This window comes from Frondihabitans sucicola, assembly GCF_030296615.1.
Classification (GTDB): domain Bacteria; phylum Actinomycetota; class Actinomycetes; order Actinomycetales; family Microbacteriaceae; genus Frondihabitans; species Frondihabitans sucicola.
Genome location: NZ_AP027732.1, coordinates 3,732,623 through 3,746,678, shown reverse-complemented (window position 1 = coordinate 3,746,678; position 14,056 = coordinate 3,732,623). Strand labels below are relative to the sequence as shown.

Below are 14,056 nucleotides of genomic sequence, written 5' to 3'. Positions count from 1 at the left end.
GGCCGGTCCGGCTCCGGTCGCTACCCATGGGTGATCGCCCTCCCGCCATCGACGACGTCGCCCGGCTCGCGGGAGTGTCGGTCACGACGGTCTCGCGGGTTCTCAACGGCTCCGCGCAGGTCAGCGATCGACGTCGTGCGGCGACGCTCAAGGCCATCGAGACCCTCGGCTACCGGCCGAACGAGACGGCTCGAGCTCTCGCCTCGGGCCGCAGCCGGGTCATCGCCGTCCTGACGGGCGATACGACGCTCTACGGGTTCGCCTCCGCGATCCAGGGCATCGAAGACGCCGCCCTCGAACACGGTGTGTTGGTCACGGTGGCCCGCGTGCGAGAGCCTCGGCGAAGGGCGATCCGAAGGCTCGTCGACATCCTGCTCACGCAGCCCCTCGGAGGCGTGATCGGAATCGAGTTCGAGTCGTCGGTCTCGACCGCCCTCGGCATGCTGCCGCCGTCGCTGACCGCGGTGAGCGCCTCGCTGGTCGGAACCCACCTGTCGGGTCTCCCGCACAGCCACATGGACGACGAGTCCGGGGGCAGGATCGCGACGGAGCACCTCCTCGGGCTCGGCCACGAGACCGTCCACCACCTCGCGGTCGACTACCCCACCGTCTCCGGTCACGGCCGGACCTACGGCTACCTGGCCGCCCTGGCAGCGGCCGGCGCGCGCGTGCCGACCATCGAGCAGGTGACCTGGGAGCCCGGCTCCGCGGAGGCGGCGGCGGCCCGGCTCCTCGACGACGGCGCCACGGCGCTCTTCTGTTTCAACGACGAGCTCGCGCTGGGCGCCGTGCGCGCGGTGCGGGCGCGCGGTCTCGACGTGCCCCGCGACGTCAGCGTCGTCGGGTTCGACGACGTCCCGGTCGCGAGCGTGTCGTCTCCGTCGCTCACGAGCGTGCGGATGGACTTCCGCGGTCTCGGCGAAGCCGCGTACGGACTGCTGCGATCGATCACCGGTGCGGGGTCGCTCGTGTCGTCGCCCGATGTCGAGCTGCCCGCGTCGCTGGTCGTCCGCGAGAGCTCGGGTCCGCCGGCGCGCACCTGACGGCGCGCGCGGCCCCGTGCGGGCGTAGGCGGGAGGGAGCAGGCGTCGGCGGGTCGCCGGCGTCCCGCCCGAACCTGCCTCAGCCCGCCGAACCGCCGCCGAACCGCCGCCGCCGGCTAGTGGGCCGGGCCGAGCAGCACGGCGAGCAGCGCTGCGGCGCCGCCGACGATGAAGATCAGCGTTCCGAGCTGCATGGTGCGCGTCTTGTTGCGATCGGCGATGGGCACGCTCACCTCGAGGATGGGGCAGCCCGACCAGCCGATGAGGCCGACGCTCAGGGCCACGAGCCCGGCGCCGATCCACCACAGCGTGGCCAGACCGGTCGACAGCACCGACGGGCGCCAGCCGGAGGAGAGGAGCAGACCGAGCACCACGGCGATCGCGGCGACGACGCCGACGAACCAGATCGTGCCGGTCCACATGATGCGTTCGACGTTCTTCTCGGGGGTCATCAGATCATGAGTCACCCGACGATTCTCCTCCCGTGGCTGGCGTTCGTTGACCAAAGTCAACCGTGTTGCGCGACTCGCCCGTGGCGTCCGCCACCGCTCTCGCCCGCGTCAGCCGAGCCGGTACATGCGCGCGGCGGCGACGCCGGTCGGCGCGCTCAGCCGAAGCCCGGTCGCCGAGGCCGCGGTGGCCCAGGCGGCTCCGACCCCGAGTGGCGGATACACCTGGTCGACGGTCGACGCGGCGACGCCGCCGAGGTGAGGCAGGTCCAGGTCGACCGTCTCGTCGGCCCACTCCTGCCGCCACGCGATGACGTAGGTCGATCCGGCTTCCGACGCGGTGGCCGGGACCTCGAACGCCACCGTCACCCAGCCGTCGTCGTAGGAGGGCAGACCGGTCGGGAATCGCGGCGTCGAGCGCGCGAGCTCGTGCCGCGTCGCCTTGTGCGCGGCGACGCCGGCGGCGACCAGGTCGAGTCGGTGCCGGTCCATGCCGCTGAGGACGCCGGCCTGATAGAGCCGCCCCGCCAGACCCGTGCAGGTCGTGAACACGATGCGCTCGTCGTCCATGTCGGGCTGCGGATACGACCAGTTCCCGGCCTGCTCGGGAAGGACGTGGGCGAGAGCGCCGACGGCGATGACCGGGTAGAGCAGCGGATCCTGCTGGTCCGAGGTCGACTGCAGCTGCAGGGTGCCGAGCATCCCGAAGTCGCTTCGCATGGCGCCGGATCCGCAGTTCTCGAGCACCAGCGTCGGGTGCCGGTCGAGCACGTCGTTCAGCCAGGCGAGGAGCGCCCGGTTGTGGTCGAGCAGGCCTGCCCCGACGGACGGGGCGTCGTGGTCGGTGCCGGCGCCGGGCGTGACGTTGTAGTCGAGCTTGAAGAACCCGACGCCGAACTCCGACACGAGACGGTCGACGGCTTCGTCGAGGTGCGCGCGGGCGGCCTCCGATCGCAGGTCGAGCAGGAACCTCTCGTGCTCGCGGATCCGCACGCCGCCGCGCTGGAGGAAAGCGGAGTCGGGCAGGGACGACGCCGCCGCCGACGTGACGCCGACCACCTCCGGTTCCAGCCAGAGGCCGGGGACCATGCCGCGGTCGCGGATGCGGTCGAGAACGGAGCCCAGCCCGGACGGGAAGCGCAGGGTCGACGGTTTCCAGTCGCCGACGCTCGCCCACCAGCCGGCCGTGTCGTCGTACCACCCGGCGTCGATGCAGAAGTAGTCGGCACCGACGGCCGCCGCCGCGTCGATCAGCGGAAGCAGCTTGCCCTCGGTCGGGTCGCCCTCGAGGGTGTTCATGTAGTCGTTGAAGATCACCGGCAACGTCTCGTTCTGCGGGTTCGCGCGTCGGGTGGCTCGCCGTGCCGCAGTGAGGTTGCCGAACGCGTCGTCGAGGGAGGCGCCGACGGAGAACGTCACGGGCACCGTCGTGAACGGCGCGTCTCCCGACAGCGTGATCGACCACTGGTGCAGTGTGTCGGTCGGCCCGAGGACAGCGACGTAGGCTCCGTCGTGCGAGTGGTCTCCGCGGGGCGGCCCGAACGGCACGTCGCTGCGCAGTCGATCCTCGAGCGGGACTCCGCCGGCGCCCCAGGCCGGGAGCTCGCCGAGCTCGAAGGTCCACGCCCCGTTGTGCTCGATCTGCCAGGCCAGCGTCGCGCCGGTCGCCCGGTTCCGGGCGGCTCCGATCGGGTTGGCGATCCCCGACGACCAGGTGCTGAGGCTCGAGATCGCCAGCCTGTTGCGAGACGTCTCGCCGCGGGCCGTGGCATCGGTCCGGGCCAGTCCGGGGAGCGGAGCGGCTGCGAGACCCAGCGGTTCTCGGCCGACCAGGCGCTGTCGGCGTGCCACAGGTCGACGTCGTTGGGGGCGTCGGACACCACCGCCCCGGTCGCGAAGCTCGTCACGGCCCAGACAGGAAGCGGAGCACTGCCCTCGCGCACGTCCACCGTGGTCGTGGTCCTGACCGCGCGAACGCCGGCGACGGCCTCGAACACGCTCACGGCGACCAGGCCGGACTCCGGGTCCTCCTGGGTGATCTCGAGTCGCTCGACGCCGTCGGTCGTCGACGTCTCGGCACCCTGGAATCGCAGTCGGGCACCGAGCGCGGTTCCGTCGTAGCGGTAGCTGTTGTTGCTGCGGCCGTGGGCCGGGGACAGCACCTCGACGAGCGGCTGGAGAGGCACTCGGCGATCGCCCTCGCGGAGAGGAAGGCCGGCTTCTCGGATCGCCACGAGCCGCACGGGCGAGTCGATGTCGTCCTCGAAGAAGAGGCGGATGAGGTCGTTGCCCCACTCCAGCGAGAGGCGGGCGGAGGAGTCGACAACGGTCACGAGAGCGTCCCTGCTGGTGGTGAAGTGGGGTTCGCAAGCGACTGTACTGCTGATGCTGTGGTTTTTGGAAGCGGTTCCATTCACGGCTCTCCGGTCGCCGCTCGAGAACGCGCCAGCTGCTCGTAGCAGGCACGGACGCGATCCAGCCACCACGCTCGGCGCTCGGCCGGTGCTGCAGTGCGACGCAGGAGATCGACGTCGACGTCGATTCGACGGACGTCGACCGTTCCCTCGGAGGGCAGCAGCGGCTCTGTGGTGACGTCCGACGTGAGCATCGCGGCAGTGCCGAGACCGCACGCGTACGGCAGCTCCGGAACCGAGGCGGCGAGGAAGGCACCCATGCTGAGCCCGACGGAGGTGTCGATCGCGCTCGAGACGACCACGGGGAGTCCCGCCTCCCGGACGATGCCGAGCGCCGGCGTGATTCCGCCGAGCGGCTGGGCCTTGACCACGAGGAGGTCGGCCGCGCCGGCCCGGGCGACCGCCAGCGGGTCGGCGGCCTTGCGCACGCTCTCGTCGGCGGCGACCGGCGTCGACAGGCCTTCGTCGGCGATCCTGCGTCGGACCTCCGCGAGCTCGGGCACGGTCGCCACGGGCTGCTCGACGTACTCGAGGTCGGACGGCGCCAGGGCTCGGAGGGCCGCGAGCGTCTCGTCGACCGACCAGTGCATGTTGGCGTCGACGCGCACGCGGCCCTCGGCCCCGACGAAAGCGCGGGCCGCCGCCACTCTCGCCACGTCGTCGGCGAGGGTCTGGCCGGGCTCCGCCACCTTGACCTTGACCGTGCGGCAACCGGGGTACCGGCGCAGTATCTCGGGCACGTGGCCGGCCGCAACCGCCGGAAGCGTCGCGTTGACGTCGACCCGCTCGCGCAACGGCCGGGGCTCGGGCCCCCAGCCGAAGTCGATCGTCGCAGCGAGCCACGCGGACGCCTCGGCGGCCCCGTACTCGAGGAACGGGCTGAACTCGGTCCAGCCGTTCGGCCCCTCGACGAGGAACGCCTCGCGCACCTCGACGCCCCGGAAACGGTTGCGGAGGGGGAGCGCGACGACGTGAGCGTCGCGGAGGAGATCGTCGAGAGCGGGGAGGGCTGGTCCGTCGGGGAGCATTCTCCGAGTCTTCCACCAGCGCCCTCTCGATAGGCTTGCAGGCATGCCTGACTCCGTCTCCGACCTGTTCGATCCGACCGAGTGGCGGGAGGCCACCGGGGCGGGTGAGCTGACCGACATCACGTACCATCACGATGTCCGCGGGCAGGTGGCCAGGATCGCGTTCGACCGGCCGGAGATCCGCAACGCGTTCCGCCCGAAGACGGTCGACGAGCTCTACCGCGCTCTCGACGACGCCCGGCTGAATCCCGCGATCGGCGTGGTCCTGCTCACCGGCAACGGCCCGAGCCCGAAAGACGGCGGGTGGGCGTTCTGCTCCGGGGGCGACCAGCGCATCCGGGGGCGCGACGGGTACCGCTACGAGGGCGACGAGGCCCTGAAACCCGATCCCGCTCGCAACGGCCGACTGCACATCCTCGAGGTGCAGCGCCTCATCCGCACCATGCCCAAGGTGGTCATCTGCGTGGTTCCGGGTTGGGCCGCCGGCGGTGGCCACTCGCTCCACGCGGTCTGCGACCTCACGATCGCGAGCCGCGAGCACGGCACGTTCAAGCAGACCGACGCCGACGTGGGGTCGTTCGACGGCGGCTACGGCAGCGCCTACTACGCCAGGCAGATCGGGCAGAAGCTCGCCCGCGAGGTGTTCTTCCTCGCGCAGGAGTACTCGGCCGAGCGCGCCTACGAGATGGGCGCGGTCAACGCCGTCGTCGACCACGCCGAACTCGAGACGGAGGCCCTGCGCTGGGCGCGCATCATCATGACGAAGTCGCCGACGTCGATCCGCATGCTCAAGTTCGCCTTCAACGCGGCCGACGACGGCATGACGGGGCTGCAGGTCTTCGCGGGCGAGGCCACTCGTCTCGCTTACGGCACCGACGAGGCCGTCGAAGGCCGCGACTCGTTCCTCCAGAAGCGCGAACCCGACTGGGCGCCGTATCCCTGGCAGGTCTGACGACCCCGTGAAAGAGCTGCTGACCGTCGATGCGGGCGACCCGGCCGACGTTCTGAGGGCGCTGCGCGACGGACTCTCGGGAGGGCCCGCGATCCTGCCGTTCCCGCCCGGAGCGCCGGCCCCCGACCCTCCGCGCCAGGTCGAGAAGAAGATCGCCCTCGTCATCGAGACGAGCGGTTCGACGGGGCACGCGAAACGCGTCGCGCTCTCGTCCGCGGCCCTGCTCGCCGGGGCGGCGGCCGCCGACTCCGCCCTCGCCGGCCCGGGCCAGTGGGTTCTCGCTCTGCCGGCGCACTACGTCGCGGGCACCAACGTGCTGGTGAGGTCCATCGCCGCGTCGACCGAGCCCGTGATCCTGCCTCCCGGTCATTTCGATCCCGCGGCCTTCGTCGCGGCCGCCGAGTCACTGACCCACGCGGTCCGCTACACCTCGCTGGTGCCGGCCCAGCTCACGAGTCTGCTCGACCTGGCCTCGACCGACGAGGCCTCCGCGACGGTCCTGCGTCGATTCGACGCCGTGCTCGTGGGCGGACAGGCCACGCCCGCCACGTTGCTCGAACGGGCGACGCGGTCGGGAATCCACGTGGTGCGCACGTACGGGTCCAGCGAGACCTGCGGCGGCTGCGTGTACGACGGAGTTCCGGTCGGTGTCACGCGCGCGGCCGTCGTCGACGGCCAGCTCGAGCTCTCGGGCCCGACACTGGCCGAGTACTACCTGGCCGACCCGGCCCGGACGGAGGCGGCCTTCGTCGTGCGCGACGGGGTTCGCTGGTACCGCACCGGCGACGCGGGCACGGTCTCCGCCGACGGCGTGGTGGCCGTCACCGGGCGCCTCGACGACGTCATCGTCTCGGGCGGCCTGAAAGTGTCGCTGGGACTCGTCGAGCGGGCCGTCCGCGAGCTGCCCGGGTTCGAGTCGGCCGTCGTCGTGCGAGCCCGCTCGGAGCGGTGGGGAGAGGTGCCGGTCGTCGTGGCCGTGGCGCCCCTCCTCTCTCTCGCAGAGGTGCGCGAGGCCGTGGCCGCGGTCGCGGGTCGCGCTGCGGCACCGGACGCGCTCGTCGCCGTCGACGCGCTTCCCCTCCTCGCCAGCGGCAAGCCCGACCGCCAGGCGCTGACCCGGCTCGTCGCCCCGCGCTGATCCTGCTCTCGCTCTCCCTTCTGCTCCTTCTCCCTCCTCCGCTCCTCTGCCCTCCCGAAATCGAAGGGGATTTTCGTCCCGACCCCTGGCAGGCCCGTGAATGCGCCGCCCGGCGGAGAATCCCCTTCGATTTCCGCCGACTAAACTCGTCGGGTGGCCACCAGCAGAACCAAAAGCTCCAGAAGCAGCAAGAAGAGCGGCAGGCCCGGCGGACGCCCGGGCAAGACCCCGGTTCGCAAAGCGACCGTCTCCGACTGGATCTCCGGTGCCCGTCCCCGCACCCTGACGCTCGCCGTCGCTCCCGTCGCCCTCGGTAGTGCCGCTGCCAGCGAGACGAACCGCTTCGACTGGCCCCTCGCGGTGCTGTGCCTCGTGGTGGCACTCTTCCTGCAGATCGGCGTCAACTACGCCAACGACTACTCCGACGGCATCCGCGGCACCGACAAGTACCGCGTCGGCCCGGCCCGCCTCACCGGCGGCGGCGTCGCGAACCCCAGGATCGTGCGCAACGTGTCGTTCGCGTCGTTCGCGGTGGCGGCCGCCGCCGGCATCGCCGTCATCGTCATCACCCAGTTCTGGTGGATGGCGCTCGTCGGCGCGGCCTGCGTCGTCGCCGCCTGGTTCTACACCGGCGGCAAGCGCCCCTACGGCTACAACGCGATGGGCGAGATCTTCGTCTTCGTCTTCTTCGGCCTCGTCGCGACGCTCGGCACCGAGTTCGTCCAGCGACACCAGCTGTCCGAGGCGGGCTGGATCATGGCGATCATGATCGGCCTCTTCTCCTGCGGTGTCCTGATGATCAACAACATCCGCGACATCGACCAGGATCGACAGGCGGGCAAGCGGACACTCGCCGTGGTGCTCGGTCAGCGGCTTTCGCGCGTCGTGTACGCGCTGTTCCTCGGCCTCCCGTACGTGCTGCTGGTGTACTTCGCGTTCCTCTACTTCGGCGCCGGCTACGTCTACTTCTCGGCGATCCTCACAGCGCCCGCCATCCTGATCGGGGTGACGGCGAAGACCCCGCCCGAGATGATCCTGGCGCTGAAGCTGTCGTCGTTCTCCGCCCTGCTGTTCTCGCTGGCGCTCGCCGCAGTGCTGTTCTTCCTGCTGTAGCTCGGCCGGCACCATGCGCTCGCGGGCGCGTGCCTGCCGGTGTCGGCGGGTGCTGGCGGCTGTGGGCGCGTGCGCGCGCACCCGCCGACAGCCGCGAGAGCCCGCCGACGCAGACCGGCACGCCCGGTCGCAGCGCACCGCGGCGGAGAAGGCCCGGCGAGCCGAGCTAGTCGTCTTCGGCGGGCGGAGCCTGACGGCGCGGCGCCGGCCGCACCGTGGCGCCGGAGCCGTCGAGGACGGAGTCTTCGAGGTCGGCATCGTCGTCGCGCTCGGGAGCGGCGCGGCGCTTGACGATGGTGTCGGCGACGCCGCGGCGCAGGTTGCCGAAGAAGATGTACGAGATCAGCAGGGCCAGCACGGCCGCGAAGACGGCCGCCAGATACACGTTGAGCGGCGTCAGCCGGAGCACCAAGAAGAGCACGACGAAGATGCCGATCCGGGGCAGCGTGTAGAAGAGGGTTGCTTTCACGTCAGGCAGTCTAAGCGAGCCGCCTGGGGGCGTCACGCGAGCCGTCGGGGGCGTGGATCGAGCCGCCCGGGGGCGTGAACGAGTCGGAACCGGAGGGGCATCGCGCCCCGAGCGACGCACAGGGAGCGAGCCTAGAGTGCAGCCATGGTCAAAGGGCTCTTCATCCTGATCGTGGCTGCGGTCGCGTTCGTGATCTACGCCCTGATCGATTGCCTGTTCACCGAGCGTTACCGTTTCCGGGCCCTGAACAAGCCGATCTGGGCGCTGGTCATCGTGATCCTGCCTCTCGTCGGGGCCCTCCTCTGGTTCGGACTCGGTCGCCGGAGTCGCGGGGCGTCGAATCGACGGGTCGTCGCTCCCGACGACGACCCCGATTTCCTGGGCGAGCGGTCTGCTCCGATGAGCGCCAGCGACCGTGAGTCCGTCGACGAGCGCATCCGCCGTCTCGAGCAGGAGCTGGCAGAACACGACGACGACGGGCCGACTGGCAAACTGAAGTAGTGCCATTCCTTCCTGCTCCGTCCGGTAGCCCGGCCACCGATTTCTCCGTCGTCCTGCTCGCCGAACTCGAGCGCGCCGGTGTCCGCGACGTGGTCCTGAGCCCGGGGTCGCGCTCGCAGGCGCTCGCCCTGGCCGCCGTCGAGTTCGAGCGGCAGGGCCGGCTCCGCCTCCACGTCCGGCTCGACGAGCGCTCCAACGGGTTCTTGGCACTCGGCCTCGCGGTCGAGCAGGAGTGCCTACCGCGGTCGTCACGACGTCGGGAACGGCCGTCGCGAATCTGCATCCGGCGGTGCTCGAGGCCCACCACTCGGGAGTCCCGCTGATCCTGCTCACGGCTGATCGACCCGCCGAGCTCCGGGGCATCGGCTCGAACCAGACCACGCACCAGCCCGCGCTGTTCGGCGAGTCGCTGCGCCTCCTCCGAGACGTCGAGGCGCCCGCCGACAGCGGCGTCGACGGCGACTCCGTGCGGACGCTGGTCCGCGAGGCGATGTCGGCCGCGCTGGGGCATTCGGCGTCGCCCGGGCGTCCGGCCGCACCGGGCCCGGTCCAGATCAACGTGGCCTTCCGTGAGCCGCTCTCGGCTCCGATCACGACGCTGCCCGACCGTGACGAGAAGAGTGCAGGATCCCAGGGCGGCGCAGCGCTCGAGCACGCACCGATCCCGGTGTCCGCCACGATCGCCCTCGCGGTCGACGCCGAGCCGGCCACCGTGGTCATCGCCGGTCACGCCGCCGGGCCCCGTGCCGAAGAGGTGGCCCGCCTGCTGGGGGCGCCCCTCGTCGCCGAGGTGTCGAGCGGCGCGCGCTTCGGCCCGAACCTCGTGCCCCACTACCGCGAGCTCCTCGACGCTCCCGAGTTCGGCGGCCGGGTCGCCCGCGCCATCGTCTTCGGCCACCCCACGCTCACCCGGCAGGTTCCGGCGCTGTTGAAGCGAGCCGGGGTCGAGGTGGTCGTCGTGCGCGGCGCGGTTCCCGAGGCCTACGACCCGTCTCGGGCTTCGACCGTGGTCGAGGGGGTGTCCGTGACCGAGGAGGCGGCACCCGACGGGCCCGCCGCCGCCGACCGTCCGCACCGCGCCTGGGTCGGCTCCTGGGTGCACACCGGCCGCTCGCTGGTCGTCGACGACGACGTGGCGCCCGATCCCGAGGCGGCGGTCTCCGGCGACCCGGCGGTGCGCGCCGCCTTCCTTCGTGGCGAGGTCGACGTGATCCGGCGTCCCGTGACGCGGAGCTCCTCGTCGAAGCGCTCTGGCGCGTCACCTGGCCGCACGACCGTCTGGTCCTCGGAGCCTCGCGCCTGATCCGCGAGGCCGACGTCGTCGTGCCGGGCAAGAAGATCGGCGTTCACGCCAATCGCGGGCTCGCGGGCATCGACGGCACCGTCGCGACGGCGACCGGCATCGGCCTGGCCTCGCAGGCGGGCGGGACGACGGGCCCCCGCGACCTCCAGTGGGGAGACGGCGAGCGGGGGATCACGCGTGTCCTCGTCGGCGACCTCACGCTGCTGCACGACGCCGGCTCCCTGCTGTTCGGCGACGGCGAGGCGAAGCCCCGGCTTCAGGTGATCGTCGGCAACGACGACGGGGGCACGATCTTCGACGGGCTCGAGGTCGCCCAGGCGGCGCCCGCCGACGCCATGACGCGCGTGCAGTTGACCCCGCAGCACGTACCGCTCGAAACGCTGGCAGCGGCGTACGGCTGGGAGTACGTCCTGGCCGGCACGCGGGGCGCCCTCGAGCAGGCTCTGGTCGGGTCGGCCGGCCCGGTGCTCATCGAGGTGCCGCTGGCCCGCTGATCCCGCTCTCCTCCCACCGTGGTCGTGCACAACCCGCCGCACACTGCCGGATTCGGCGGTCAGCTGCGCACGACCGACGACGTGCAGGCAGGAGGAAAGGGAGGGCGGGAGGAAGGGCACCGGTGAGGAATAGAGTCGCCTCATGGCCAAGACCTGGAAGATCGAACCGACCGAATCGCTCCGCGCCACGACAGACGTGAGCCTCAGAGACATCGACACCTCCGCCACGCCGGGGTTCGACGGCGACAAGAAGTACGGCGCTCAGGCGCTCGCGGCCGGTGCCGAGCACCTGTCAGAACTCCAGGAGAAGTTGTTCGCCGATTCGCGGGCGGCCGGCGGCACGAAGAGCGTCCTCCTCGTCCTCCAGGCGATGGACACCGCGGGCAAGGGCGGGATCGTGAGGCACGTCGTGGGCGCGGTCGACCCGCAGGGCATCGCTCACCACGCCTTCAAGGCTCCGACCGAGGAGGAACTCGCGCACGACTTCCTCTGGCGCATCCGCAACGAGCTGCCCGGCGTCGGCATGATCGGGGTGTTCGATCGATCGCACTACGAAGACGTCCTGGTCGCCCGGGTCCGGTCACTCGTCTCCGCGGACACCATCGAGAAGCGCTACGACCAGATCGTCGAGTTCGAGCGAGAGCTCGAAGCAGCCGGAACGACCGTCATCAAGGTGATGCTGCACATCTCGTACGACGAGCAGAAGGCGCGCTTGGCGGAGCGACTCGAGCGTCCCGACAAGTTCTGGAAGTACAACCCGAGCGACATCGACGAGCGGAACCTCTGGTCCGACTACCAGGAGGCCTACGAGACCGCGATCCGCCGCACGTCGACCGAGACGGCACCGTGGTTCGTCGTGCCCGCCGATCGCAAGTGGTACGCCCGGGTCGCCGTGCAGCGCCTGGTCATCAACGCCCTCGAGGGGCTCGACCTCGACTGGCCGCCCGCCGATTTCGACGTCGCCACGGAGAAGACCCGCCTGGCGGCCAGCTGACGTCGTCGTTCGTCGTGCGCGAACGACCGCCGAATCGGAAGCGGAGCGGCACGTTGCGCACGACGAAGGTCAGCCCAGGGCGTCGGCGACGGGCATGAACTTCATCGTGGTCTCGGCGACCTCGCGCTCGGGCACCGAGTCGGCCACGATCCCGGCGCCGGCGAAGGCCCGGACGCGACTGCCGGTCACCTGGGCGCAGCGGAGCGCGATCGCCCACTCGCCGTCGCCGTCGGCCCCGACCCAGCCCACCGGCCCGGCATAGCGGCCCCGGTCGAACGGCTCGAGCCGCCGGATGACGCGGAGGGCGTCGGCGGTCGGCGTCCCGGCCACCGCAGCGGTGGGATGCAGCGAATCGATCAGGTCGAGCGAACTCGCGCCATCGGTCAGGTGGCCGCGCACGTCGGTCGCCAGGTGCCACAGGTTGGGCAGCTTCAGAGTGAACGGCGTCTCGGCCGTCATGACGTCGCCGGCGTGCGCTTCGAGAGAGAGCAGCAGGCTGCGGAGCGCGAACGCGTGCTCGTCGAGGTCTTTCTGCGAGGTGGCCAGGGCGAGAGCCGCTTCGGCGTCCGAGCGGGCGTCGGTGCCGCGCCCCATGCTGCCTGCGAGGACTCGGGCCGTCAGTTCGCCGCCCTCGCTCCTGATGAGCGTCTCGGGGCTGGACCCGATGAGACCGTCGACGGCGAAGGTGAAGGTGTCGGGATAGCCGAAGGCGAGGTCGCGGGCGATGACGCGGAGGTCGGTGCCCTCGGGCAGCTCGGCGTCGAGGGGACGCGCGAGCACGACCTTGCTCACCTCGCCACCCTCGATGGCGACCACGGCGTCGGCGACCGCGGCCGCGTAGTCGGCGGCGGCGAAGTCGGGTTCGGTCAGGACGAGGTGGACGTCGGGGCCGAGGAGTCGCGTCGCTCGAAGTCGGCGCCGTCGACCCGCGTGATCCAGTCGACACCGCTGCGGCGCCCGATGACGATCTTCGGGACGATCAGCACGCTGGCGTCGGCCGAGTCGTCGGCGAACGCGAACGAGCCGAACGCGACCAGGCCGGTGCCTGCGAGACGCAGCGGGTCGTCGACGACGGCCGCGGACGAGATCCTGCGCCACGCGTCGGCGGCCTCGCGCATCCGACCCGGCCCGCGGAACTCCAGCCGGAGGGCGGTTCCGATGCCCGCGATGCCGTCACCGCGCCGGACGAACAGCAGCGGATCGTGTGGATCGATATGTGCCAGGAGAGGCATGATGTCGTCGATGCGGGTCGTCTCGACGTGGAGTTCCGGGTCTTTCACCGGGCCATCGTATCGACGCGGGATGCGAGGCCCCGGTCGGTTGCGTCCGGTTCACCTGGGCGTTCGTCGTGCATCGCCTGATCGGCAGCCGCACTCGGGTGGGGTGGAGATCGAGCCGGTAGGATCGCAGCCGTGACCAAGGCCGATATGAACAAGCAGCCGAGTGAGGTTGCCTCCATGTTCGACGGGGTGGCCGCGCACTACGACGTGACCAACGACATCCTGTCGGCCGGCAACGCCGTGCTGTGGCGGATCGCGACCGTCAAAGCGATCAAGGCCGGCCCCGGCGAGAAGGTCCTCGACATCGCCGCCGGCACCGGCACGTCGTCCGCGGCGATCGCCAAGGGCGGTGCCACCGTCACCGCACTCGACTTCTCGGCGGGCATGGTCGAGGTCGGTCGCAAGCGGCAGCCGCACCTCGAGTTCATCGTCGGCGACGCCGAGCAGCTGCCGTTCGACGACGACGAGTTCGACGCCGTCACCATCTCGTTCGGCCTCCGCAACGTCAATCGACCCAAGGTCGCGCTGGCCGAGATGTACCGCGTGCTCAAGCCCGGGGGCGACTCGTGATCTGCGAGTTCTCGACGCCTCCGATCGCGGGCCTCCGCTTGGGCTACCAGGCCTACCTGCGGCACGTCCTCCCGGGCATCGCCAAGGTCACGTCGAGCAACTCGCCCGCCTACACGTACCTCGCCGAATCGATCGAGAAGTGGCCCGAGCAGCAGGTCCTGAGCCAGTGGCTTCGCGGCGCCGGATTCACGCGCGTCGCCTACCGCAACCTCACGGCCGGTATCGTCGCCCTGCACCGAGGGCGCAAGCCCGCCACCGCCTCGCGCCGTCCCTCGTCGGCCGCCGGCGCCTGACCCGTCCCCGATCTA

At 71.1% G+C, this 14,056-nt stretch carries 15 protein-coding genes and 1 pseudogene; 10 read left to right on the top strand and 6 right to left on the bottom strand.

The genetic code is table 11. The features are described from left to right. Positions 1-26: 26 nt before the first annotated feature. Entirely contained in the window at positions 27-1,043 is a 1,017-nt protein-coding gene (locus QUE79_RS19245) for a LacI family DNA-binding transcriptional regulator (RefSeq protein ID WP_286344467.1), read from the top strand. A gap of 116 nt (positions 1,044-1,159) precedes the next feature. Here the strand turns inward: QUE79_RS19245 and QUE79_RS19240 are convergent, their stop codons facing one another. Then, positions 1,160-1,510 carry a hypothetical protein gene (locus tag QUE79_RS19240; protein ID WP_286344466.1) on the bottom strand — a complete coding sequence of 117 codons (351 nt, stop codon included), beginning with the start codon at positions 1,508-1,510 and terminating at the stop codon, positions 1,160-1,162. A 93-nt stretch (positions 1,511-1,603) separates the two neighbouring features. Beyond that, positions 1,604-3,343: a glycoside hydrolase family 36 protein gene (locus QUE79_RS19235; protein ID WP_286344465.1), complete on the bottom strand. Its 1,740-nt coding sequence runs from the start codon at positions 3,341-3,343 to the stop codon at positions 1,604-1,606. Between QUE79_RS19235 and QUE79_RS19230 the strand changes: the two genes are divergently transcribed. Continuing rightward, positions 3,337-3,951, top strand: coding sequence for a hypothetical protein (locus QUE79_RS19230; RefSeq protein ID WP_286344464.1), 615 nt, complete (start codon positions 3,337-3,339; stop codon positions 3,949-3,951). The genes QUE79_RS19235 and QUE79_RS19230 overlap by 7 nt on opposite strands. On the opposite strand, the gene QUE79_RS19225 is transcribed toward QUE79_RS19230, so the two are convergent. Next, entirely contained in the window at positions 3,906-4,934 is a 1,029-nt protein-coding gene (locus QUE79_RS19225; protein WP_286344463.1) for an o-succinylbenzoate synthase, read from the bottom strand. The two genes, QUE79_RS19230 and QUE79_RS19225, sit on opposite strands and share 46 nt — an antisense overlap. A 43-nt stretch (positions 4,935-4,977) precedes the next feature. On the opposite strand from QUE79_RS19225, the gene QUE79_RS19220 reads away from it, so the two are divergent. The 3 genes from QUE79_RS19220 to QUE79_RS19210 all read left to right on the top strand — a co-directional run bounded on the left by QUE79_RS19220 (position 4,978) and on the right by QUE79_RS19210 (position 8,137). Then, the gene (locus QUE79_RS19220; RefSeq protein ID WP_286344462.1) at positions 4,978-5,886 is read left to right on the top strand and encodes a 1,4-dihydroxy-2-naphthoyl-CoA synthase; all 909 of its coding nucleotides are present in this window, start codon (positions 4,978-4,980) and stop codon (positions 5,884-5,886) included. A gap of 7 nt (positions 5,887-5,893) precedes the next feature. Continuing rightward, complete coding sequence (locus tag QUE79_RS19215; RefSeq protein ID WP_286344461.1) at positions 5,894-7,024, top strand: AMP-binding protein; 1,131 nt, start codon at positions 5,894-5,896, stop codon at positions 7,022-7,024. Positions 7,025-7,177: 153 nt separating this feature from the next. Then, complete coding sequence (locus QUE79_RS19210) at positions 7,178-8,137, top strand: 1,4-dihydroxy-2-naphthoate polyprenyltransferase (protein WP_286344460.1); 960 nt, start codon at positions 7,178-7,180, stop codon at positions 8,135-8,137. 166 nt (positions 8,138-8,303) lie between these two features. Here the strand turns inward: QUE79_RS19210 and QUE79_RS19205 are convergent, their stop codons facing one another. Further along, the gene (locus tag QUE79_RS19205; RefSeq protein ID WP_286344459.1) at positions 8,304-8,606 is read right to left on the bottom strand and encodes a DUF4229 domain-containing protein; all 303 of its coding nucleotides are present in this window, start codon (positions 8,604-8,606) and stop codon (positions 8,304-8,306) included. A 144-nt stretch (positions 8,607-8,750) separates the two neighbouring features. On the opposite strand from QUE79_RS19205, the gene QUE79_RS19200 reads away from it, so the two are divergent. From QUE79_RS19200 to QUE79_RS19190, 4 genes are all read left to right on the top strand, one after another. Further along, a complete protein-coding gene (locus tag QUE79_RS19200) occupies positions 8,751-9,107 on the top strand; it encodes a PLD nuclease N-terminal domain-containing protein (RefSeq protein WP_286344458.1) in 357 nt (118 codons plus the stop codon). 232 nt (positions 9,108-9,339) lie between these two features. Continuing rightward, positions 9,340-10,410: a thiamine pyrophosphate-binding protein gene (locus QUE79_RS25880; protein WP_350271591.1), complete on the top strand. Its 1,071-nt coding sequence runs from the start codon at positions 9,340-9,342 to the stop codon at positions 10,408-10,410. A 20-nt stretch (positions 10,411-10,430) separates the two neighbouring features. Continuing rightward, on the top strand, positions 10,431-10,904 hold the full coding sequence (locus QUE79_RS25875) for a thiamine pyrophosphate-dependent enzyme (protein ID WP_350271590.1): 474 nt from the start codon (positions 10,431-10,433) through the stop codon (positions 10,902-10,904). 142 nt (positions 10,905-11,046) lie between these two features. Further along, on the top strand, positions 11,047-11,898 hold the full coding sequence (locus QUE79_RS19190) for a polyphosphate kinase 2 family protein (protein ID WP_286344457.1): 852 nt from the start codon (positions 11,047-11,049) through the stop codon (positions 11,896-11,898). A 69-nt stretch (positions 11,899-11,967) separates the two neighbouring features. Here the strand turns inward: QUE79_RS19190 and QUE79_RS19185 are convergent, their stop codons facing one another. Together QUE79_RS19185 and QUE79_RS19180 are read right to left on the bottom strand one after the other, a co-directional pair. Then, the gene (locus QUE79_RS19185) at positions 11,968-12,768 is read right to left on the bottom strand and encodes an isochorismate synthase (RefSeq protein WP_286346778.1); all 801 of its coding nucleotides are present in this window, start codon (positions 12,766-12,768) and stop codon (positions 11,968-11,970) included. Next, a complete protein-coding gene (locus QUE79_RS19180) occupies positions 12,765-13,178 on the bottom strand; it encodes a hypothetical protein (RefSeq protein WP_286344456.1) in 414 nt (137 codons plus the stop codon). Before QUE79_RS19180 ends, QUE79_RS19185 begins: the two co-directional genes overlap by 4 nt. A gap of 147 nt (positions 13,179-13,325) precedes the next feature. Here QUE79_RS19180 and ubiE point away from each other — a divergent pair. After that, a pseudogene (gene ubiE, locus QUE79_RS19175) lies at positions 13,326-14,041 on the top strand (bifunctional demethylmenaquinone methyltransferase/2-methoxy-6-polyprenyl-1,4-benzoquinol methylase UbiE). The last annotated feature ends 15 nt before the right edge of the window (positions 14,042-14,056 follow it).

What these genes read in the sequence shown, in the direction of transcription:
- QUE79_RS19245 (WP_286344467.1), top strand. Translation starts at nt 27, where the DNA reads ATGGGTGATCGCCCTCCCGCCATCGACGACGTCGCCCGGCTCGCGGGA.
- QUE79_RS19225 (WP_286344463.1), bottom strand. Translation starts at nt 4,934, where the DNA reads ATGCTCCCCGACGGACCAGCCCTCCCCGCTCTCGACGATCTCCTCCGC.
- QUE79_RS19220 (WP_286344462.1), top strand. Translation starts at nt 4,978, where the DNA reads ATGCCTGACTCCGTCTCCGACCTGTTCGATCCGACCGAGTGGCGGGAG.
- QUE79_RS19200 (WP_286344458.1), top strand. Translation starts at nt 8,751, where the DNA reads ATGGTCAAAGGGCTCTTCATCCTGATCGTGGCTGCGGTCGCGTTCGTG.
- QUE79_RS19190 (WP_286344457.1), top strand. Translation starts at nt 11,047, where the DNA reads ATGGCCAAGACCTGGAAGATCGAACCGACCGAATCGCTCCGCGCCACG.